This window comes from Stenotrophomonas rhizophila (assembly GCF_003751305.1).
GTDB lineage: Bacteria > Pseudomonadota > Gammaproteobacteria > Xanthomonadales > Xanthomonadaceae > Stenotrophomonas > Stenotrophomonas rhizophila_B.
This window is the reverse complement of sequence record NZ_RJKV01000002.1, coordinates 127,221-144,845: the sequence shown is the minus strand read 5'-3', so window position 1 is coordinate 144,845 and position 17,625 is coordinate 127,221. Positions and strand designations below refer to the sequence as shown.

The 17,625-nt window shown below is 67.3% G+C and carries 17 protein-coding genes; 5 read left to right on the top strand and 12 right to left on the bottom strand.

What is annotated here, in order from left to right:
• The first annotated feature begins 26 nt into the window (after positions 1-26).
• Positions 27-899, top strand: coding sequence for a TolB family protein (locus tag EDF74_RS09265; RefSeq protein WP_123730830.1), 873 nt, complete (start codon positions 27-29; stop codon positions 897-899).
• Between the two features lie 67 nt (positions 900-966).
• On the opposite strand, the gene EDF74_RS09260 is transcribed toward EDF74_RS09265, so the two are convergent.
• From EDF74_RS09260 to EDF74_RS09245, 4 genes are all read right to left on the bottom strand, one after another.
• Positions 967-1,236: an SHOCT domain-containing protein gene (locus tag EDF74_RS09260; protein WP_260232237.1), complete on the bottom strand. Its 270-nt coding sequence runs from the start codon at positions 1,234-1,236 to the stop codon at positions 967-969.
• Between the two features lie 34 nt (positions 1,237-1,270).
• Entirely contained in the window at positions 1,271-2,260 is a 990-nt protein-coding gene (gene hemB, locus EDF74_RS09255; RefSeq protein ID WP_123729880.1) for a porphobilinogen synthase, read from the bottom strand.
• 39 nt (positions 2,261-2,299) lie between these two features.
• A complete protein-coding gene (locus EDF74_RS09250; protein ID WP_123729879.1) occupies positions 2,300-3,217 on the bottom strand; it encodes a bestrophin family protein in 918 nt (305 codons plus the stop codon).
• 134 nt (positions 3,218-3,351) lie between these two features.
• Positions 3,352-3,600 carry a hypothetical protein gene (locus tag EDF74_RS09245; protein ID WP_123729878.1) on the bottom strand — a complete coding sequence of 83 codons (249 nt, stop codon included), beginning with the start codon at positions 3,598-3,600 and terminating at the stop codon, positions 3,352-3,354.
• Positions 3,601-3,781: 181 nt separating this feature from the next.
• Here EDF74_RS09245 and EDF74_RS09240 point away from each other — a divergent pair, with 181 nt between their 5' ends.
• Positions 3,782-4,240, top strand: coding sequence for a hypothetical protein (locus EDF74_RS09240; protein WP_123729877.1), 459 nt, complete (start codon positions 3,782-3,784; stop codon positions 4,238-4,240).
• A gap of 98 nt (positions 4,241-4,338) precedes the next feature.
• Here the strand turns inward: EDF74_RS09240 and EDF74_RS09235 are convergent, their stop codons facing one another.
• From EDF74_RS09235 to EDF74_RS09220, 4 genes are all read right to left on the bottom strand, one after another.
• Entirely contained in the window at positions 4,339-6,150 is a 1,812-nt protein-coding gene (locus EDF74_RS09235; protein ID WP_123729876.1) for a DUF885 domain-containing protein, read from the bottom strand.
• Between the two features lie 79 nt (positions 6,151-6,229).
• Positions 6,230-6,739 carry a cytochrome c oxidase assembly factor Coa1 family protein gene (locus EDF74_RS09230; RefSeq protein ID WP_123729875.1) on the bottom strand — a complete coding sequence of 170 codons (510 nt, stop codon included), beginning with the start codon at positions 6,737-6,739 and terminating at the stop codon, positions 6,230-6,232.
• A 39-nt stretch (positions 6,740-6,778) separates the two neighbouring features.
• Positions 6,779-9,007, bottom strand: coding sequence for a S9 family peptidase (locus EDF74_RS09225; protein WP_123729874.1), 2,229 nt, complete (start codon positions 9,005-9,007; stop codon positions 6,779-6,781).
• Positions 9,008-9,178: 171 nt separating this feature from the next.
• The gene (locus EDF74_RS09220; protein WP_123729873.1) at positions 9,179-9,868 is read right to left on the bottom strand and encodes a glutathione S-transferase N-terminal domain-containing protein; all 690 of its coding nucleotides are present in this window, start codon (positions 9,866-9,868) and stop codon (positions 9,179-9,181) included.
• Positions 9,869-9,976: 108 nt separating this feature from the next.
• Here EDF74_RS09220 and EDF74_RS09215 point away from each other — a divergent pair, with 108 nt between their 5' ends.
• From EDF74_RS09215 to EDF74_RS09205, 3 genes are all read left to right on the top strand, one after another.
• Positions 9,977-10,612, top strand: coding sequence for a TIGR00645 family protein (locus EDF74_RS09215; protein WP_123729872.1), 636 nt, complete (start codon positions 9,977-9,979; stop codon positions 10,610-10,612).
• Positions 10,613-10,798: 186 nt separating this feature from the next.
• Positions 10,799-11,809 carry an energy transducer TonB gene (locus tag EDF74_RS09210; protein WP_123729871.1) on the top strand — a complete coding sequence of 337 codons (1,011 nt, stop codon included), beginning with the start codon at positions 10,799-10,801 and terminating at the stop codon, positions 11,807-11,809.
• A 190-nt stretch (positions 11,810-11,999) separates the two neighbouring features.
• A complete protein-coding gene (locus EDF74_RS09205; RefSeq protein ID WP_123729870.1) occupies positions 12,000-12,695 on the top strand; it encodes a transposase in 696 nt (231 codons plus the stop codon).
• A 98-nt stretch (positions 12,696-12,793) separates the two neighbouring features.
• Here EDF74_RS09205 and EDF74_RS09200 read toward each other — a convergent pair whose 3' ends face one another.
• The 4 genes from EDF74_RS09200 to EDF74_RS09185 form a co-directional block, all read right to left on the bottom strand.
• The gene (locus EDF74_RS09200; protein ID WP_123729869.1) at positions 12,794-13,978 is read right to left on the bottom strand and encodes an ABC transporter permease; all 1,185 of its coding nucleotides are present in this window, start codon (positions 13,976-13,978) and stop codon (positions 12,794-12,796) included.
• Entirely contained in the window at positions 13,975-14,721 is a 747-nt protein-coding gene (locus EDF74_RS09195) for an ATP-binding cassette domain-containing protein (protein ID WP_123729868.1), read from the bottom strand. The genes EDF74_RS09200 and EDF74_RS09195 overlap by 4 nt, the downstream gene beginning before the upstream one ends.
• A gap of 34 nt (positions 14,722-14,755) precedes the next feature.
• Complete coding sequence (locus tag EDF74_RS09190) at positions 14,756-16,264, bottom strand: alpha/beta hydrolase (RefSeq protein WP_123729867.1); 1,509 nt, start codon at positions 16,262-16,264, stop codon at positions 14,756-14,758.
• A 108-nt stretch (positions 16,265-16,372) separates the two neighbouring features.
• Positions 16,373-17,539 carry a GGDEF domain-containing protein gene (locus EDF74_RS09185; RefSeq protein ID WP_123729866.1) on the bottom strand — a complete coding sequence of 389 codons (1,167 nt, stop codon included), beginning with the start codon at positions 17,537-17,539 and terminating at the stop codon, positions 16,373-16,375.
• Between the last annotated feature and the right edge of the window lie 86 nt (positions 17,540-17,625).

Here is a 17,625-nt window from a genome sequence, read left to right as displayed (position 1 = left end):
GAACGCAAACCCCAACGGACGCGATGATGCGCATTCCATTGTCTCTGCTCGCGCTGAGCGCCAGTTTACTCTGCACACCCGCCGCGATGGCGCTTTCCGAATTCGGCATCGAGGGCATGGGCGTGGTCTCGACCAAGGCCAACGAAGCCCAGGCCACGATCGCGCCGGATGGCCAGCGCATCGTGTGGGCCAGCGACCGCGCCGGCGGACACGGGGGTTGGGACCTGTGGCAGGCGGTGCTGCGCGAGGGGCGCTGGCAGGACCCTGCCCCGCTCGCGCTCAACAGCGCCAACGACGAGCGCGACCCGTACTTCAGCCACGATGGCCAATGGCTGTACTTCGCCTCCAACCGCCGCGGCGGCCAGGGCGGCTTCGATCTGTACCGTGCCCCGGTGGCCACCGATGGCACCCTCGGGACCGTGCAGGCCCTGCCGGCGCTCAACACCCGCGCCGACGAACGTGCACCTGCGCTGCGCCCGGATGGACGCACGCTGCTGTTCTCGCGCAATGGCACGCCCACCCAGGGCGGCTTCGATCTGTACCTGGCGCCCGTGCAGGGTGAGGGATTTGGGACGGCGCAGGCCCTGCCGGCCCCGCTCAATACTGCCGCCGACGAACTCGGGGCCGCGTGGCTGGACAATGCGGGCGCGCTGGCCTTCACCCGCGCGAGCGAGGGACATTCGCAGGTCTTGCTGGCGAGCTGCGATCACCGCCAGGCGGCGGTGCCGCTGACGCTGTCGTTCAACACCGCCGACGGCCAGACCGGCGCGCCGGTGGTGGACGCGTCAAAACCTTCGGAGATGGTCCTGGCTGGCATGGCACGCGCACCGCGTGCCGGCGGGCTGGATCTGTACCGGATCAAGAAGCCGTCGGTGCCGCAGGGTACTGGCTGCGGTTGACGCTGCGGTCGCCGCAAGGCAGCCACGCGTGGCGTGGCTCTCCCCGTGGAGGCGGCGCCGCCCAGCGTCAATGGCCCTGCAGCAGCTCCGCGCGCAGCTGCTCGTAGTGCGCCTCGCTGATCTCGCCGTGATCCTTGCGCTGGTTCAATGCCGCCAGCTGCGCCTGCAAGGCGGGCGACAGCTGCGCCTCACGGGCGATGCGGGCGGCGGCGGAGGGTTGCTCCGGCGCCTGCCGCGCAGCGCGGCGCACGCCACGGATCACCAGCCCGATGACCACGGCGAAGGCGAGCACGCCGGCCGTCCAGGTCACCCACTGTAGCCATCCCATCGTCTGCATCATCGTCGTCCTGTATCGGGGTGGGCGCGTATTGTCAGCGTTCGCGCAGCCAACGCGCCACCTGCGGGGCGAAATAGGTCAGCACGCCATCGGCGCCGGCACGCTTGAAGCCGATCAGCGACTCCATCACGCAGGCCCGTTCGTCCAGCCAGCCATTGGCGAAGGCCGCCTTCATCATCGCGTACTCGCCACTGACCTGATACGCGAAGGTCGGCACGCCGAACTGCTGTTTCACCCGGCGTACGAGGTCCAGATAGGGCATGCCCGGCTTGACCATCACCATGTCCGCGCCTTCTTCCAGATCCAGCGCGATCTCGCGCATGGCCTCGTCGCCGTTGGCCGGGTCCATCTGGTAGGTCTTCTTGTCCGCCTTGCCGAGGCCGGTGGAGCTGCCGACCGCGTCGCGGAACGGACCGTAGAACGCCGAGGCGTACTTGGCCGAGTAGGCCATGATCCGCACGTTGACGTGGCCGGCGGCATCCAGCGCACGGCGGATCGCACCGATGCGGCCATCCATCATGTCCGAGGGCGAAATGATGTCCACGCCGGCTTCGGCGTGCGACAGCGACTGCTTGACCAGTGCCTCCACGGTGATGTCGTTGAGCACGTATCCCTTGTCATCGATGATGCCGTCCTGGCCGTGCGTGGTGTACGGATCCAGCGCGACGTCGGTCATCACGCCCAGCTCCGGGAAGCGCGACTTCACCGCGCGGATGGCGCGCTGTGCCAGACCGTTCTCATCCCACGCCGCGGCGGCATCGAGCGACTTGCCGGCCGGATCGATCACCGGGAACAGGTCGATCACCGGGATGCCCAGTTCCAACGCTTCTTCGGCCACCTTGAGCAGCTCGTCGATGGACAGCCGCTCCACGCCCGGCATCGAGGCCACCGGGGCGCGACCCGCCAGCTCGTGCACGAACACCGGGTAGATCAGGTCGTCGGTGGTCAGCGTGTTCTCGCGCATCAAACGGCGCGAGAACTCGTCGTGACGCATGCGGCGGGGGCGATAGTCGGGGTGTGCCATGAGGAACTCCGGAACGGAATGCAGGAAAGAGTGCAGGCATTACTGCAGCAGGTACTGCCGCGGTTGCAGGGGCTCGGGCAGCGGCTGGACGCCCAGGCTGTCGAGCAGATCGATTTCGACGGTGCGCACCATCGCATCCAGCGGCAGGTCGTTGGATTCCAGCCCGAACGGCTCTTCCATCTCCTCACCGAGCTGGTCCAGGCCGAAGAACGCATAGGCCAGCACGGCCGACACCACGGGTGTGGCCCAGCCCAGCGAGCTGGCCAGGCCGAACGGCAGCAGCACGCAGAACAGCCATGCGCAGCGGTGCAGCAGCAGCGTGTAGGCGAACGGCAGCGGCGTGGTCAGGATGCGCTCGCAACCGGCCTGGATGCTGGACAGCGCATGCAGGCGTGTTTCGAACTGGGTGTACAGGTACGGATCAAGCTGACCGGCGCGCAGCGCCTGGGCGAGATCGGCAGCGATCATCGCCAACAGTTGATCCGGTGCATTGAGGCGCTGGCCGAACCGCGCGCGGTCGGCCTCCGGCACCCACGGCAGTGCCGCCAGCATCATGTCGCGGCCACGCAGGCGGGCGGCCAGCGCATGCGCGAAGCCGATGCACAGCCGGCACACGCGGTCGCGCAGCGCGGGATCGTCAACCAACAGCGCCTGACACAGGCGTGCCAGGCTGCGTGATTCATAGATCAGCTGGCCCCACAGCTTTCGGCCTTCCCACCAGCGCTCGAAGCAGGCGTTGTTGCGGAAGCTGAGGAAGATCGACAGCACCAGGCCCAGCAGCGTGAACGGTGCCACCGACACGCGCTCGATGCCCGGCGGGTGCCACAGCTCGGCCAGGGCCGCGACCGCAACCGACAGCAGCAGGATCGCCACGACCTTCGGAGCCACCGCCGGAACGATGGAGCCGCGCAGGATGTAGAGCAGTTGCCAGCCGTGGGGACGAGGACGAATGATCATCGGTGCAGGGAGAGCGCCCGGACGGGCGAGGACCGCCGGCGGAGCCGGATACGGCAGCCGGTCATTCTACGCCGATGATGCCGGGCGGCCGTGAGCTGCGACGGTCGGTCGCACCCGGGTCGCGCACGGGCCGCTCAGATGATGCCGCCACCCAGCCCGAGCCGGACGACACCCACCACCACCACGATGCCGTTGAGCACCAGCCCGGTCCAGGCCCGGCCGCGCTTGCTGGCGTGGGTGAACAGGATGCCGATGGCCGCGATGACCGCGCCCACCGCGGCAAACGGGATCAGGAACCAGTTGCCCCAGCCCAGCAGCGGGATCAGGGCCACAATCATCCAGAGCAGCGCGACGATGCCCCACAACAGACTGATCAATCCCATGCCCGGCTCCTTGAGGTGAATGCGTGGCCCACCATAGCGGTTCCCGGCGCAGGCGCAAGCGGCAGCGAGACGCCGTTGGCGGGGGCCTCACCGGGGCGGTGCTAGGGTGCGCTGGCAGGGGTTGGGACCGATTCAGTCACCAGCGCCGATCATCCCAGCCATCACACACAGGGGTAACGCCATGAACATCCGATGCGCTGCATTGCTGGGCCTGGCGCTGCTCAGCGCCGGCTGCGCCAGCACCTCCAAGGTCATGCTCGGCCAGGCGCGTTCGCCGGTCGATCCGGCCACGGTGCAGATCTACTCCACCCCGCCGGCGGGGTCGCAGGAAATCGCCCAGCTCGAATCGGCCAGTGCAGTCGGTTTCGGCACACAGGGCCAGACCGATGCTGCCGTCATGCGGCTCAAGCGTGAAGCGGCCGCCCTTGGTGCCAACGGCGTGATCCTGATGGGCGTGGGTTCCAGCGGCTCGCCGGTGGGCATGTCCGTCGGCGCGGGCAGCTACGGCTCGCACGTGGGCGGTGGCGTCGGCATCGGCATCCCGACCACGCAGAAGCGCGCGGCCGGTGTGGCGATCTGGGTGCCGAATCCGCCGCCGGCGCCGCGCCTGCCGACGCAGACGATCACGCCGCAGCGGTAACGAGCGCTGCGGTAACAGATACCGCGGTAGGCCACGACCATTGGTCGTGGCTGCTGGAACAGCGCACCGACCAACGGTCGGTGCCTACCGCAAATGCGTCAGCGCTTGGCCGCGCTTTTGTACTTCGGCACGAACACGTCGTTGACTGCCTTGGCCAGCTGGTCCGGCGGCAGCAGGCCCTGGTCGAGCAGGAAGTTGTTGAACGCCAGCCGGTCGAAGCGATCGCCCAGCGCCAGCTCGGTCTGCATGCGCAGCTCAAGAATCCGGGTGTAGCCGTAGAAGTAGCTGCCGGCCTGGCCGGGCATGCGCACCATGTAGCGGTCCAGCTCCTGCGTGGCCATCGCCTTGGACAGGCCGACCTCATCGATCAGCACGCGCTCGGCGTTGGCCCGGTCGATCTGACCCAGGTTGAGCATCGGGTCCAGCATCGCGCGCGCGGCCCGCAGCAGGCGGAACTGCAGCGCGATCAGCTGACCGTCCAGCGGCTCGTACGGCACCATCTCCGCTTCGGCATACAGCGCCCAGCCTTCCACGTTGACCGAATTGAAGGCGAACATCGTGCGGGCCAGCGAGATGCCGCGCTCGACCATCGCGGTGAACTGCAGTTCGTGGCCCGGGCGGCCTTCATGCGCGCTCAGCGTCCAGGCGGCCGAGCCGAAGTTGAAATCGTCGTACTGCGCGGCCTTGTCGCCGGCGGCCGGGTTGCCCAGCGGCAACACGAAGGTGCCCTGCTGCCCGGTATTGCCGACCAGCGGCGCCGGCAGGAAATGCGGTGCCGGCGAGGCGGCGCTTTCGGCGGCCGAGCCCAGGCGCATCTGCATCGGGCGCTGCGGCACATCGACGATCTTTTCCTTGCGGATGATCGGGTCGATCGCATCGATCACGCCGCGGTAGTGGTGCTCGAGCTGATCGTCGGGGATCTTGTCGCCCTTGAGCGCACGCACCACGGCCACCGGAGCGGTGCTGTCAGTGACCTTCAGGCCCTTGGCCTGCACCACCAGCGGCGCCAGCTGGCGCATCGCCGAGCGGGTTTCCATGAATTCCAGCTGGGCCCGCTGCATCAACAGCGCCGGGGCGATGTCGATGCCCACGCGCTTGAGCTGGTAGGCATACAGCGGCTCGGGCAGGCGCGCATCGGTGCGGGCTTTGGGCAGCACCTCACGGCGGGTCCAGTCGCGGTACTCGCGCAGCTGGCTGGCAATGGCCTGCAGCGCCTGCTCGGCGCCGGCCACCTTGTATTTGCCGAACAGCTGCTCGATGCCGGTGATGTAGGTGTCCACATTGGCCAGCGACTGCTCGACTTCGATCTTCGTCGGCTGCAGCAGGGTCTTGTCGCCCAAGCGTTCTTCATAGCGCTGGCGCGACAGGGTGGTCACCGGCTGCGTGCCCGGGGCAAGCCCGGCGTAGGCCTTCAGGCGATCCAGCGCCTTGGCCCGGCGCTCGGCCGGCACCTGATCGGACAGCAGCAGGTTGAGGCCGCTGAACACTGTCTGCGGGGTATCGCTCCACGGCAGCAGGTACTTCTCGTTGAGTTCGCTGCCTTCGATGTTCTGATCGGCGGCAGCGATCATGATCGCCAGGTCCTGGCGGACGTTGGCATCACGCTCAGTGGCGAGCTTGGCCTGCAGTTCACTGCGCGCCTTGGCCATCGCCGCGCGGTAGCGGGCGCCATTGTCCGGGCCGAAGTCGGCCACCTTGTCGTCATAGCCCGGCACGCCGAAGAAACCGGTCTCTTCCGGCTGGAACGGGCCCTGCGCATCGAGCAGGATCTGCGCCAGCGTGTTGCTGCGGGTGACCCATGCCGGCGAGGCGGCGGGCTTGGCGGCAGCCGGGGCGGCCAGGGCCGGCGGGGCCGACAGTGCGGCGGGAACGGACAAGGCCAACGCGACGGCGAGGACAAGCGGCTTCATGCAGGAACTCCAGGGCAGGATGCCTGCGACCCTACGCACTCACGCCCGGCGCGGCAATCGGCCGGAGGTCATGCCGTGCTCAGACGCCCAGCGAGGCGGGCGACGGTGGGCACTCGCCCTTGGCCCGGCACTCGGCCAGCGCGCAGCGCTCGGCGGCCTCGGCGTCATCCAGCGCGGTCAGATCGATGGCCTCGTTGGCATCGGTGACCACGTACAGCATCGGGTAGTCCCAGTGCTCGCCACTGCGCTTGGCATTGAGGAACAGGCGGCCCTTCCCTTGTGGGCCGGTTACCCCGATCACGAACTGGCTCTGTCCGTTGGAATGCATCGAGCCGGCGGGCAGGTAACCATCGCGCAGGGGCTCACCGAGGGCCTCGACCAGTTCGATGTTGCAACGTGCGCGGCGCATGGCCTCCTGGTAGGGCGTGCTGGATTTGCTCCAGTACGCCCACTGCGACAGCGCGAACCACACCGCGCCCGCTGCCGCCGCAATGCCGACCACCACTGCCAGTGGCATGGCCCAGCGCCAGTGGCGGCGCCACCAACCGGTGCGCACGGTGGTACCGGGAAGTGCAGGCGGCAATGTCATCGGCAAACTCCTTGTCAGGCCGGTGGCAGGAACGGCGGATCAGGGTGCCAGGCAGCGCCCCAGGAAATCCTCGGCCAGGCGGTAGCGGTGCAGCGCATTGCTGCCCGACAGACCGTGCTTGGCACCGGGATAGGTCATCAGTTCAAACGGCTGGCCGCGCTTCTGCAACGCACTCATCAACACGGTGGAGTTGGTGAACAGCACGTTGTCATCGGCCATGCCGTGGATCAGCAGCAGTCGCGAGCGCAGGCCGTCGATATGCGCCAGCACGCGCGCTTCCTCGTAGCCCTTCGGGTTGTTGCCCGGCAGGTTCATGTAGCGCTCGGTGTAGTGGGTGTCGTACAGGCCCCAATCGGTCACCGGTGCACCGGCCACGCCACAGGCATAGCTGTCCGAGGCCTTGGCCAGCAGCATCAGGGTCATGTAGCCGCCGTTGGACCAGCCCTGCACACCGATGCGCGCCGGATCGACCCACGCCTGCTGCTTCAGCCAAGCCACGCCGCGCAGCTGGTCAGCCACTTCCACCGTGCCCTGCACGCCGTACAGTGCACCGCCGAAATCACGGCCGCGGCGTGGGGTACCGCGGTTGTCGAGCGAAAACACCACGTAGCCCTGCTGGGCCAGGTACTGGTTGAACAGGTGATCGCCACGGCCGGGCCAGCTGTTGGTGACCGTCTGCGAGGCCGGGCCGCCGTAGACGTACACCGCCACCGGGTAGCGCTTGGCCGGATCGAAACCGGTCGGCTTGATCAGGCTGTAATGCAGCTCGGTCTTGCCGTCGGCGGCGGTCAGGGTGCCGAACTCGACCGGGCGCTGCGCATCGAGATAGCGCGCGTACGGATGCGCCGGGTCTTCAAGATTGTTCTCGACCAGGGTCGCGATCTTCTCGCCGTTGGCACGGTGCAGCGCGATCTGCGGCGGCGTGGTGGTGTTGGACCAGCTGTCCACGTAGACGCTGGCGTTGCGCGCGAAGCTGGCGGTATGCATGCCCGGGGTCTGCGACAGGCGCTGCGGCGCACCGCCCTGCAACGACACGGCGTACAGCTGGCTTTCGCGCGGGCCGTCCATGCCGGCGCGGAAGTAGACCTTGCCAGCGTCTTCGTCCACGGCCAGCAGTTCGTCCACCGGCCAGTTGCCGGCGGTCAGTGCGGTGACGGTCTTGCCGTCATCGGAGATACGGTACAGGTGCTCGAAACCACTGCGCTCGGACGACCACACAAAACCACCCTGCTTAAGGAAGCGCAGGCTGTTGTGCAGTGGCACCCAGGTCGGCGAGGTTTCGGTCACCAGCGTGCGCTGCTGGCCGCTGGCCAGCTCGGTCTGGATCAGTTCGAGCGTCTTCTGGTCGCGCGACTGGCGCTGGAACGTCAAATACTTCGGGTCGCGCCAATCGACGCGGGCCAGATAGATATCGGGGTTGCGGCCCAGGTCGATCCAGCGCGGCGTGGCGTTCCGGCGCGGCGCGATCACCGCCAGTTTGACGGTGACGTTGTGGTCGCCGGCGGCCGGGTAGCGCTGCTCGATCATCTCGGTGCGGTCGGCATACATCTCGTAGCGCTTCTGTACCGGCACCGGCGATTCGTCGATGCGGGCGAAGGCGATCGCCGAGTCATCCGGCGCCCACCAGTAGCCGGTGTGGCGGTCCATTTCCTCATCGGCGACGAACTCGGCCACGCCGTTGCCGATGGTGTCGCTGCCATCGCCGGTCAGCTGGATCTGCTGGCCGCTGGCCAGGTCGATCACCCACAGGTTGCGGGCGCGCACGAAGCTGACGAAGCCGCCCTTGGGCGAGAGCTTGGCATCCGTGGCGAAGCCTTCACCGTGGGTGAGCTGGCGCACCGCGGCCTTGCCCTGTTTGCTCAGGTCGTACAGGTACAGCTCGCCGCCGAGCGGGAACAGCAGGGTGCGCGCATCCGGCGACCACTGGTAATCGACGATGCCGGTCATCGCGGCGATGCGCTGGCGCTCGCGGCGGGCCTTTTCGGCGTCGCTCAGGGTTTCCGTGCCGGGCAGCACCACCTTGGAATCCACCAGCAGATGGGTCTGGCCGCTGGCGATGTCGTACGCCCACAGGTCCAGCTGATTGCGGTCCGCATCCTTGCCGCGCAGGAAGCTGACCTGCGAGCCGTCCGGGGCCACCTTGGGTTTCATCAGGGTCGGGCCGGACAACGGCAGCGGGCCGGTGATGGCATCCAGGGTCAGTTTTTCAGCGTGGGCGAGCGAGGTCGAGGCGAGCATCAGGGCGAGCGAAGCAAACAGGTGGCGCATGGAGGGTTCCGGCAGCGTCTGGGCAGTCCCCGGCCAGGAAAACGGCACGGGGAACGCTTCATCCTAACCAAAACCGTTCCGGTCGTGCCGGGAGCTGGCCGGTTCCAGGCCGCGCCGACCGCGCCGGGGAGCCGGTCAGCGGCCGGCACGACCGGGCAAGCGACCACCGCGTCAGCGCTGGCCGAACAGGTGCTTGCGCTCTTCCTCGCTGAGCGGCTTGCCGGCCTGCGGATTCACCTTCTCGCGCAGGGCATACGCGCGCTGGGTGGCCGGACGGGCGGCGATCGCGTCATGCCAGCGCTTGAGGTTCGGGAAGGCGTCAACGTCCACCGGGAGCTTGTCGTAGGCCCCGATCCACGGGTAGCTGGCCATGTCGGCGATGCTGTACGCCTCACCGCCGAGATAGGCGGTCTGGGCCAGGCGCTTGTCCATCACCCCGTGCAGGCGGCGCACTTCGTTGTTGTAGCGCTCGATCGCATAGGGAATCTTTTCGGGCGCGTAGACGTTGAAATGGCCCATCTGGCCACTCATCGGGCCGAGCCCGGCCATCTGCCAGAACAGCCATTCCAGAACGGCCACCCGGCCGCGGCTGTCGGCCGGCAGGAAGCGACCGGTCTTCTCGGCCAGGTACAGCAGGATCGCGCCGGACTCGAACACGCTTTGCGGGGCGCCGCCGTCGGTGGGCTGGTGGTCGACCAGCGCCGGCATCTTGTTGTTGGGTGAGATCGCCAGGAAGGCGGGCGTGAACTGATCCCCAGCGCCGATGTTCACCGGCTGGATCCGGTACGGCAGCCCGGTTTCCTCCAGCATCAGCGTGACTTTGTGGCCATTGGGGGTAGGCCAGTAGTACAGATCGATCATGGCGACGGCGCTCGCGAAGAGGGAATCCCGAGTCTAGTCCGTCACTCGGCTTGGCAGGGTCAAGCCGGACCGTTACGCTGCGCCGTCCCCGCAACGCAGCATTCCAGCATGAGCTCGACCCAGACCCCCATCAGTCCCCTGTCCTCCCTGATCTTCGCCTCGCGCTGGCTGCAGCTGCCGCTGTACCTGGGCCTGATCCTGGCGCAATGCGTCTACGTGTTCCTGTTCGGCAAGGAACTCTGGCACCTGCTGCACAAGGCCAACAGCATGGGCGAGCAGGAGATCATGCTGCTGGTGCTGGGCCTGATCGACGTGGTGATGATCTCCAACCTGCTGGTGATGGTGATCGTGGGCGGCTACGAGACCTTCGTATCGCGCCTGCGCCTGGAGAACCACCCCGACCAGCCGGAGTGGCTGAGCCACGTCAACGCCAGCGTGCTGAAGGTGAAGCTGGCGCTGTCGATCATCGGCATCTCCTCGATCCACCTGCTCAAGACCTTCATCGCGGCCGGCACCCTGGACGGCCTGCCGTCGTGCAACAGCCCCGACTACATCCTGGCGGTGCAGACCGCCATCAGCACGGTCGGTCCGAGCGCTGCGGCCGCCTTCAAGTGCGCGCCCCTCACCTCCACCGGCGTGATGTGGCAGACCATCATCCATGCCGCCTTCATCCTGTCGGCGATCGGCATCGCCTACACCGACAAGCTGATGAACGGCACGCCCAGCAAGACACTGTCGCACTGAGGCTTGCCCGGCAGCGGCGGCATCGGTGAGGATGCCCCCTGCCCTGACCGCCTGGCCCCCGGGCCGGGCGGGTGATGCTAGATTGCACACCTGCGGGTCCGCCGTGGACGTCGGGAAACGTCCACGGCCTTCGGTCGGCCTGACCGCATCAGGCCCTACGTATCGTCGTCTTCAAAGGGGAGTTGGATGTCGCACGTCAAGACTCATGGCCCGGCGCGGCTGTTCGCGCCGATGATCCTGCTGGTGGCCCTGTCCGCCTGCTCGGGCAAGGACGAGACCGCACCGGCGACGCCGGCGGCCCCTGTGGCCCCCACTGCTGCCCCGGCCGCACCAGCGGTGTCGGCCAAGGTCCAGTCGATGGGCACCGAGGAACTGCGCGAGCTGGCCAGCAAGGCGCTGCGCGAGAACCGCATGTACGCCCCGGCCGGCGACAATGCCATCGAGTATTACCTGGCGCTCCGCGACAAGACGCCGGATGACGCCTCGGTCAAGAGCGCACTGACCGATCTGCTGCCCTACACCCTGATCGCCGCCGAGCAGAACCTGGGCCGCGAGGACTTCGCCGAAACCCAGCGCCTGGTCGCGCTGATCGAGAAAGTCGACCCGACCGCCCCGGCGTTGCCGCGCCTGAAGCAGGGCATCAGCGGCAGCATGCAGACCGCGCTCAAGCGAACCCAGGAAGAGACCGACAAGGTCAAGAAGGACGCCGAGAGCCGCGCCAAGCAGCTGGTTGAACAGCAGAAGCTGGCCCAGCAGCAGGCCACGGAAGCCGAAGCAGCGAAGAAAATCGCCGCCCAGCAGGAAGCCGCCGCCCGCACTGACAACCAAGACACTGAGCGCCAGGCCGCTGCCCGCCGCGAGGCCGAACAGCGGCAGCAGCAGGCCGCCGCCGCCCAGGCCGCTGCCGCCCGTCAGGCCCCGGCTGCCGCCGCGCCGGCATCGAGCCTGCGCCCGGTCAGTACCCCGGCCCCGCGCTACCCCGCCGACGCCCTGCGTTCGGGCACCGCCGGCGAAGTGCTGGTCGAGCTCACCGTCGGCACCGACGGTTCGGTAACCGCCGCCCGCGTGCTGCGCGCCACCCCGGCCCGCGTGTTCGATCGCGAAGCACTCAATGCCGTCAAACGCTGGAAGTTCGAGCCGGTCGGTGCACCGGTCACCACGCGCCGTACGCTTGCCTTCGCGCCGGAAGGCGGCTGATCGCGGCGTCACGTTGGATGACGAAAGGCCCGGGGCGATCCGGGCCTTTTCTTTAACGGGGACGGAGGTAGTTAATAACAGGGACGGAGATAGTTAAGCGCGCTTGTCTGACGACTGAGCGCGCCGCGGGCCTACCGCTTTTTCCTGCGTGGCTCTGCAAGGTAATGGCTCGCCCTCAACGCAGCCGACCATGCCCCGCTCCCCCCGCTTGGTTCTTCCCGGCATCCCGCTTCATGTCATACAACGCGGTGTCAATCGCGCTGCGTTGTTCATCGACGATGAAGATCGGCGTCACTACCTGCGCCTGTTGCGCAATGCCTGCCGCAGGCACGGGGTCGCCATTCACGCGTTTGTGTTGATGGGCAATCACGTCCATCTGCTGATCACACCGTCCGCAGCGGAGGGGCTGGCCCCAGCCATGCGGCAGTGTGGGCAGAACTACGTGCAGTACTTCAACAAGCGACATGTGCGGAGCGGTACGTTGCTGGAGGGCCGGTTCAAATCGTGCCTGGTGGATTCCGATGGTTACCTGATGATGGTGCATCGATACATCGAGCTGAATCCGGTACGGGCCGCGATGGTGGCGTTTCCAGAAGAATATCGATGGTCCAGCGTTCGGGTGTACCTCGGCCTTGAGCACAACCCGATGCTGACACCACATCCCTGCTACACCCTTCTAGGCCCGACGCCGGAAGCACGTGCGAATGCCTACGGCGAATGGCTGCGGGCCAGCATTCAACCAGACGAACGAGAGCGGATCGTGGCCTACGTCGCGCAGGAGCGCGCGTTGGGCAGCCCGCGCTTCCAAGACATGGCCGGGCGGGCATTGCAGAGGTCCGTGGTCTGCAGGCCTGCGGGAAGACCGGTCAAGAAGACGGGCGACTAGCAGACTATCGGTCAGCGTCCCGGAACCACCTGACACCCCCGAATTAACTACCTCCGTCCCTGTTATGAAGAAGGGCCCCTTTCGGAGCCCCTCGTGGATCAACCCGAAATCGCCAACCGTTCCTGATGGTAGCGACGCACCGCCGCATACCAGAACAGCGCCGCCAGCCCGAAGCCCGCGCCGAGGTAGACCGCCCACATCTGCGGGCTGATCGCTTCGTGGCGGATGATCTTGAGCAGCATCTGGTTCTGCGCCAGGAACGGCACCGCGAACTGCCACAGCTCACTCTTGATCGGGTACACCATCAGCGCATACCCCGGCAGCATCGGCAGCAGCATCAGCCAGGTCATGTGGCTCTGGGCTTCTTTCATGCTTTTGGCGGCCGCCGAGAGGAAGGTCAGCAGCGAGGTGCCGATGAACAGCATCGGCAGCATGATCAGCAGCATCTGCAGCATCGGCACGAAGCCCATGTTGAGCTGCCGGCCTACCCCGCCGGAAGAGAGCTGCGCGCTGATCTTGAAGGCCGCCAGCGTCAGCAACAGCGACGCTACACCGACAGCGCAGGCCGCAGCGATCTTGCCGCTGACGATCGCACTGCGCGGTGCCGGGGTGGCGAGCAGCGGCTCCAGCGATTGCCGCTCACGTTCGCCGGCCGTGGTATCCATCACCAGGTAGGCGCCGCCCAGGAACGAGGTGATCGTCAGCAGGATCGGCAACAGCACTGACAGCATCATCCCGCGCTTGGCTTCGGCCGTCGCCAGGTCCTGAGCGGCAACGTCCAGCGGTCGGGCCACCTGTGCATCGATACCGCGCGCCAGCAGGCGCAGGGCGCCGACCTGCTGGCTGTAGCCGCCCAGTGCCGCCTCCAGGCGGCTGCTGGGAATATCGGCGGCGCGGCGGGTGCTGTCCTTGATGATCTCCACCAGCGCCGGGCGGCCGTCGGCCCAGTCCTTGCCGAATTCCGGGCTGATGCGCAGCGCCACATCAATCCGCTGGCTGCGGATCGCCTCGGTGAGGTCTTTCGGTGCCTCGGTCGCATTCAGACCCTGCGATGCCAGGAAACGCACCAGATTGGGGGCATGCTCGCCGCCGATCATCGGGATTTCCAGCGGCTGCTCGATCTGCGTCTTGACCCGGCTTTCGGCCAGCTTGCTCATGCCCAGGATCAATACCGGGTACAACAGCGGCCCCAGCAGCAGCGTCAGCGCGAGCGTGCGGCGGTCACGGGAGAGATCGCGCAGTTCCTTGCGCATCACGGTCAACAGCGTGGCGAACGAACTCATGCGTGCAATCCTTCTTCGGTACCGATCGCCTTGACGAAGGCATCTTCCAGGTTGCTTTCCCCGGTCTGTGCGCGCAGCTCATCGGCGCTGCCGGCCGCCATCACCGTGCCCTGGGCGATGATCACCACGTGGTCACACAGCGCAGCCACCTCCTGCATGATGTGGCTGGAGAAAATCACGCAGCGCCCCTCGTCGCGCAGTCCCCGCAGGAACCCGCGCAGCGCGCGCGTGGTCATCACGTCCAGCCCGTTCGTGGGCTCATCCAGGATCACATTGCGCGGGTCGTGCACCAGGGCGCGGGCGATCGCGGTCTTGGTGCGCTGGCCCTGCGAGAAGCCTTCGGTCTGACGGTCGAGGATGTCGTCCATCTCCAGCGCCGTGGACAGCACCTTGGTGCGCTCACGGATCCGCGCCGCGCTCAGGCCGTGCAGCTGGCCGAAGTAGGCGATGTTCTCGCGCGCGGTCAGGCGCTTGTACACCCCGCGCGCGTCCGGCAGCACCGCCAGCTGGCGACGCACCGCGACCGGGTCCACCGCCGCGTCGATGCCATCCACCAGCACGCGGCCCTGATCGGGCGCCATCAATGTGTACAGCATGCGCATGGTGGTGGTCTTGCCGGCACCGTTCGGGCCGAGCAGGCCGGTGATGCGGCCGTCTTCGGCGTGGAAGCCCACGTTCTGGACGGCCTGGATCAGGCCGGTCTTGGTCTTGAAGGCTTTATGCAGATTCTCGGCGACGATCATGCGCGCACCTCCCCGGTGCGGTACGAAGTACGGTTCATGGGGCCCACCCGTTGAACGAGGTGAAGGCGGGCACCGGGCTGAGGGTATCCAGGCAGGTGGCATCGAGCGACTTGGCATCCGCCGTGTCGATGAACTGCCCGAGGATGCGTGGCATGCAGCCGGCGTTGATGGTGCCGTGGCCCTGCCCCTTGGCGAGCAGGTGACGGCCATTGGGCAGCTGCTTGACCACCTGCTCGGCGTAGCGCGGCGGTGTGACCGGATCGAACTGGCCCGACAGCAGCAGCACCGGCAGCGACGAAGCGAACGGCGCGGTGAAATCCTTCGGTCGCGAACCGGCATTCCAGGCCGGGCATGCGGCGAAGAACATGCGCGCCACTTCCGGGCCCAGCACGCGGTCGCCCTGCGCACCTTCCTGGTAGCGATCGGCATCTTCGGCGCACAGCACCGACCACTGCATGCCACGGTTCATCTGCACGCCGAGGGTGCGGCTGGCCATCCTGCTCAGCGACATCAGCGGCGCATAACGGCCCTGTGCAGCTTCATCCAGCATGACCGGCAGCAGCGAGGACAGCTCGGGCATGTACGAGAACATGAACGCCAGGGCAGTGACCGAATCGGCGGTCAGCACGCCATGCTCTGCCTGACCGGTGCCCGGGTTGCGGTAGTCGACCTCGACCGGCGCCTTGGCCAGGGTCGCCATGACGTTGCGCAGCTGCGTACGGGTATCCACCGGGAAGCGTTTGGCGCAGATCGGATCCTGGCGGCACTGCGCCGACTGCAGGGTGATCGCATCTTCGAAGGTGTTGGCGAAATCACCGCCGACCACCAGGTCGTTCGGCACCACGCCATCGATCACCACCGTACGGGTGTGCTGCGGATAGCGCGCGGCATACTGCTGCGCCACGCGGGTGCCATAAGAGCCACCGACCAGGTTGACCTTGTCCACCCCGAGCGCTTTGCGCACCGTATCCAGATCACCGATGGCCTCGGTGGTGGTGTAGAAGCGGGTGTCGGCGCGGCCGGTCAGCGACTGCGCGCACTGGCGGGCGTAGTCCTCGATCAGCGTGGTGCTGGGCGCCGCGTTCTCGTCCAGCGGCAGTTCCTTGCCCTGCGCATCCAGGCAGGTCAGTGGATTGGACTTGCCGGTACCGCGCTGATCGATCAGGAAGATGTCGCGCTGCTTGCGCACGTCACGAAGTGCCATGTTGACCGGTGCGGCAACATCCGTCGCGGCCTGGCCCGGGCCACCGGCGACGAAGAAGACGGGGTCGCCGTTGCCCGCGCCATCGTTGCCGGCGTTCAGCCAGGCGATGTTCAAGCCGATCTTGCGACCGTCCGGTGCCGCCGGGTTCTCCGGCACCTGCAGCGTGGTGCATTGGGCTTCGACATTCGCGCTGGCCTGTGCGCTGGTCAGGGTGCAGGGCTGGAATGCCAGCGTCCCGTAGAGGCGCTCTGCCGCTTTGGGCGTCGCCTCCGGGGCAGCCTGGCAGGCAGCCAGCAGCAGGACTGCTGCGCTGGCCAGGGGACGGCAGGGAAGTCGCATGGTCGATCTCGTCCTGGAGTTAAGGGTCTCAGCATGCCATGACGACCGGGCGGCGCGGATGTGACCGGGCGCGCAGGCATCGGAGCGGACCCACCCCGACGATATCCGTCAGCGGCGCTGTGCCGGTCCCGACATGACGGTCCGGTCGCGACCCTCGGCCTTGGCCTGGTACAGCGCCGCATCGGCATCGCCCAGCAGACGCGCGATGTCGCCACGGCGATCGATGGCCAGCCCGATGCTCGCCGTGACCGGCACCGGCACACCGTCGATCAGGGCCGGCGAGGCGCGCAGCGCATGCAGGATCCGATCGGCGTACTGCATCGCCCCGGCGGCATCCGCACCGGGCAGCAACACAATGAACTCCTCGCCACCATAGCGTCCCAGCAGATGCTCGCGGTCGGCCACGCAGCCGGCAAGTACATCCGCGATACGCCGCAGGACCGCGTCGCCGGCCAGATGGCCCCAGCGGTCGTTGATCTGTTTGAAGTGGTCCACGTCCAGCAGCAACAGCGCCAGCGGTCGAGGGGCGCGGCGCACGCTGCTGAGCAGGTTGGCTCCATCAGCGAGTACCGCACCGCGGTTGAGCAGACCGGTCAGCACATCGGTACGCGCCAGCCGCTGCAGATCGACCAGCATCCGTTCCACCAGCAGCAGCACCAGCGCGAAACACCGGGCCAGTTCCAGGATCAGGCCGATCAGGTACGTGGCGAATACCGGCGACCCGGCGCGCATGATGTCATCGCCCGCATCCGGCGCGACGGGCAGGAACAGGCGGATCAGATAAAGCAGGGTCTGCGCGCCGAACACGGCCGCCGCCAACCGACAGCTGGTGCGCTGGGCGGGGGGCGCCTGGCGCAGCAGCAACCACGTCATCCAGCCGTTGAGCAGCACCGCGAAGACGCTGAAGACATGCAGCCGGATGACCAGGCTGGGATGGACCAGCAGGAAGAACGTGATGGCGCCCAGGTAGCTGAGGCACAACACCACGGGCTGCCAGGGCGGCAGGCGATGGCCGAGATGGCGCGCCACGCCGTACAGCATGAGCACGCCAGACAGCGCGACTGCGACATTGCTGGCCAGGATCCCGGAGACCGGTGGGAGATAGGGGCGCACTGCGACCAGCGTCAGGCTGACTGACAACAACCACAGACTCGCCGTCCACAGCCGCAGCGCGGGCTGCCGCCGCAGCACCAGCAACAGCAGCGAAAAGCCCATGGCGATGCCCAGGCACAGCAGGAAGCCGAGCACGGCGATGGTGGGGAAGTCCAAGAGCATCGTGGCAGTCAGGCCGGGGGGACGCGGCGCATCTTACCGCCAGCCGCAGGCCGACGCCGCTGGGCGCCCACACCCTCAGGCGTGAC